Annotated in this window: 3 protein-coding genes; all 3 read left to right on the top strand. The window is 75.2% G+C overall.

The features are described 5' to 3' along the window. The coding region (locus tag ADL22_RS11990) for a hypothetical protein (protein ID WP_159048612.1) at positions 1–183 on the top strand (183 nt) is incomplete at its 5' end. A 33-nt stretch (positions 184–216) separates the two neighbouring features. Further along, the gene (locus ADL22_RS11985) at positions 217–2,070 is read left to right on the top strand and encodes a serine/threonine-protein kinase (protein WP_324615537.1); all 1,854 of its coding nucleotides are present in this window, start codon (positions 217–219) and stop codon (positions 2,068–2,070) included. Positions 2,071–2,641: 571 nt separating this feature from the next. Beyond that, a partial coding sequence (locus tag ADL22_RS11980; RefSeq protein WP_066976966.1) for a PIG-L family deacetylase occupies positions 2,642–4,304 on the top strand: 1,663 nt, incomplete at its 3' end.

The following is a 4,304-nucleotide window of genomic DNA, read 5'->3' as shown; positions in this document are numbered from 1 at the left end:
CTCCGCACCCCCCTCGCCACCCCCGCCACCCTCACCACCAACGCCACCGGCCGCCCCGTCCTGGTCCACCTGGCCCCGGACGCCACCCTGCGCTCAACGGCGGTCAGCGGCGGCGCCGGGACGGACGCCCAGACGGAGGCGAGCGCGGCCACTGCCACTGGGGTGGGGCGCGGGCCGAGCTGACGGGGGCTCAGGGCTGCCCGGGAGCTGGGGGCGTTGGGCCGCTCGCCGGTTCCGTTCACCCGCCGCAGGTCGCCCTATAAGCTCCCACCGTTGATCAATTCATCAGATCAACGGATCAGGGGCCGCAGGGCCGGCACGAGGCCGGGGTCCGCTGGTTCAGGGGATCAGGGGTTCAGGGGGGCGGGTACCGGTGAACGGTGCGACAGAGGTGTTCCAGCCGCTGCGGGCGGAGGACCCGCCCCTGATAGCCGGCTACCGCCTCGCCGCCCGGCTCGGCGCGGGCGGTATGGGCCGGGTCTACCTCTCGCACACCCGCGGCGGACGGCCGGTGGCGCTCAAGGTCGTACGGCCCGAGCTGGCCGACGACCCCGAGTTCCGGCGCCGCTTCCGCCGGGAGATCACCGCGGCCCGGCGCGTACGGGGCGCGTACACCGCCGAGTTGCTCGACGCCGACGCGGACGCACACCCCCCTGGCTGGCCACGCTGTACGTGCCCGGCCCCTCGCTGGCGGAGGCCGTCGCCCGGCGCGGCCCACTGCCGGTGCCGGCGGTGCTGTGGCTGATGGCGGGGGTGGCTGAGGCGCTTCAGGCCATCCACGGGGCGGGCATCGTCCACCGGGACCTCAAACCGTCGAACGTCCTGCTGGCGGCGGACGGCCCGCGCGTCATCGACTTCGGCATCTCGCTGGCGTCCGACGCCACCTCGCACACGGCCACCGGCGCCGCGGTCGGCACCCCCGCGTACATGGCGCCCGAGCAGGCGTCCGCCGGGGAGGTGACGGCGGCCACCGACATCTTCGCGCTCGGCCAGACCGCGGCCTTCGCGGCCCTGGGCGAACCCCTCTACGGGGACGGTCCCGCCGTCAACATCCTGTACCGGATCGTGCACGAGGAGCCCGGTCTCGCCCGGCTGCCCGAGCAGGTGCGGCCGCTGATCGCCCGGTGCCTGGCCGCCGATCCGGCGGAGCGGGCCACCCCGGCGGAGGTCGTCGCGTGGTGCCGGCGGCGGCTGGGCCGGGACGCCGACGCGGGCGGGGGGCCGGCCGTCTGGCGCGAGGTCGCCGGGCCGGAGGTGGCCGTTCCGCCGCCGGTCCCCGACCCCACGCCCGTCCACACCCTGCCGCTGCCGACGCGAACGGAGGGGGAGCCGCCGGGGGCGGCGGGGCCGGCCGTGGCCGGGGACCCGTTCGCGCCGGTCTCGCCGTCCGCGTCCGTCGCGCCGGACGAGCGGCGCTCCCGGCGCCGGCGCACCGCGATCGTCGTCACCGCCGCCGTGACCGCCGGCGTGCTGCTGATGGCGGGCCTGGCCTGGACGGTCCTGGACGGACTGCGCTCCCTCGCCCGCGTCTCCGCCTCGTCCGGGAAGCCCCGCGACACCGCGTCCGCCCCCTCCTCGGCAGCGTCCGGTCACCCGTCCTCCGGCTCCTCCCCGCACCCCGCCGCGAAACCGGGCGCCGGCGGCCGGACACCGGAGGCACCGTCCGCCACCTCCACCGCGTCCACGGAACCGACAGCCGTGCCGTACCCGCAGCAGTGGCTGGACGAGAAGAACTCCGTGAGCCTGAACGAACCGGTCGACCGCAAGGACCGCACCGGCGACCTCCGCTTCACCTGCAAGGTGGCCGGTTGCGCGCTGGAGAGCGGCACCAGCGTGATCGCCATGCGGTACGCCAAGCCGGGCGCCTCGCTCGACGACTGCCGGCTCACCCTCAGGGGCGCCACCAGCCACCGCCTGCCGCTGGCCGCCGCGGCGGCCGGCAGCGAGATCTGCGTCAAGCACCCCTCCGGAACCATCGCGCTCCTGGTGGTCCAGGTGAAGTCAACCGCCCTGCCGGACAGCGGCGTCAGCTTCCTGACGGCGGACATGACGGTCTGGCGCGCGGCGTAGCGCACCCCGCTGCCCGCTGCCCGCTGCCCGCTGCCCGCTACCCGCTACCCGCTACCCGCTACCCGCTACCCGCTACCCGCGCTTTCCAGCCAACTCCGGCCAACTCCCCCACCCCCGACCGACTCCGACCAAAACGCACCTACACCTGTCGTTCTGATACCGGGACGGACAGATCTGCGATATATAGATTCTGTGTAAAGCTTCGGGGGGTTTCGCGCAGTGCAGATGGACGTTTGATGGGCCCGGCGAGCGGCAGAGCCGCGGCCGGGCCGGCTGACGCGAAGCCGTCACGGCCGTCCGGTTTCCCGCCGGCCCGCCGCGCACTGCGCGGTACCGCCTCGTGGCCCGGCCCTCCGCCTCGGGGGAGCCACCGCACACCGGCACGGTCGTCGCTGCCCGAGCCCGCACCGAGGCATCCCGTGGTGCCGCGGCGCCCGTTCCGCCCCTAGCGGGCACCGCCGCCCGCAGCACCCCGCGCACATCCGCCCGCCCGTCCGCGCAGGCGATCCGCTCCGCCTGCCCGGACGCCATGTGCCGGGCGCCCCCACCGAGTTGAAAGGTCCGCCCGACCATGCGCCTGTTCCGCCGCTCCGCCCCGCCCCAGTCGGCCGCCGGTCCCGATCGGCCCCGTACCGCCGGCGCACCGGCCCCGCATCTGCAGATCTGCGCGCACACCGACGACGACCTGTACTTCATGACGCCGGACCTGCTGCACACCGTCCGCGCCGGCCTGCCCGTCGTCACCGTCTACCTGACCACCGGCGAGGCCGACGGCATCAACCTCGCCATGGACGACCCGGCCCGCAAGGACGCCGCACCCGACTACCCCGGCTACACCGCCGCCCGCCAGCACGGCATCCGCGCCGCCTACGCCGCCATGGCCACCGGCAGCCGCCGCGCGCCCTGGACCCGCGAGACCCTGACCGTCCGGGGCGGCGTGTCCGCCGAGATCAACACCCTCGACAACGGCCGCATCACCCTCGTCTTCCTCAACCTCCGCACCTGCGCCGAGCTGCCCGACGACCGGATCCACCACCTGTGGCACGAGGAGATCGCCGAACTGGCCACCCTCCGCCCCACCGGCAGCCCGATACCCGCCGACCACGACGGCCGGCCGCTGACCCGCGACGGCGTCATCGGCACCCTCACCGACCTCCTGCGCACCTACCGCCCCGCCGTCGTCCGCGTCATGAACCCCGACCCGGCCCGCACCGCCTACGACGCGGCCACCGACACCGTCACCCCCTGCGACAACAGCGACCACACCGCCACCGCGCTGTTCTCCCTCGCCGCCCTGGCCGCCTACGAGCGCGAATCCCCGTACCACCGCCCGGTGGTGGAGAGTTACGCCGGCTACTGCAACAAGCTCCAGCCGGACAACCTCAGCGCCACCGCCGCCGCCGAGAAGTTCCACTACCTGGCCGTCTACGGCGGCGAGGACGGCCACGACTGCCTCAAGAAGCCCGGCGAGTGCGGCGACCGCCCCCTGGGCAACCGCGCGTTCAACCGCTACTACGGGCAGAGCACCACCCACCGCTGGCGCCCGTCCACCACCTGGCTCCAGCCGCGCGGCGACGGCCGCCTGACCGCGTTCGCCGTCCTGGGCGGCCGCCCCGTCCACTGGACCCAGACCGCCCCCGACAGCACCGCCTGGACCGGCCCGCACCCGCTGGGCACCTGGACCGACGACGACGCCCGCTGCCTGGCCCGGCTGGAAACCGTCCGCGACCGCGAAGGCCGCCTCCACCTCTTCGCCCTCAGCGCCCGCGTCGGCCCGCGCCGTGAGGACCACCGGCGCCAGGTCATGCACCTCCGGCAGACCTCCCCCGGCGGCGACTTCGGCACCTGGGAGAACCTCGGCAGCCCCCACGACCAGCACAACCCCGACCGCCGCCGCTCCCTCGGCATGCCGGTGGCCACCGTCACCTCCTCCGGCCACCCCATGGTCCTCGTACGGAACTTCGGCACCGGCCTGAGCGCCCGCAACGCCTCCGCCCAGGGCTGGGGCAACTGGCGCGACCTGGGCGGCGGCACCCTCGACGGCGCCACCGCCGTCACCCTGCGCCGCGGCACCACCGAGATCTACGCCACCACCCGCACCGGCATGCTCCGCTGGCACCAGGACCGGCCCGGCGGCCCCCTCCAGCGCGACTACGCCACGCTGCTCCCCCGCCCCGCCGGATCCGTCACCCTCCTCGAACAGACCGACGGCCGCCTGCTGATGCTCTCCCGCC

Source organism: Streptomyces sp. NRRL F-4489 (assembly GCF_001509485.1).
Classification (GTDB): Bacteria; Actinomycetota; Actinomycetes; order Streptomycetales; family Streptomycetaceae; genus Streptomyces.
The sequence above is the reverse complement of the archived record's forward strand: the minus strand, read 5'-3'. Positions and strand labels throughout refer to the sequence as shown.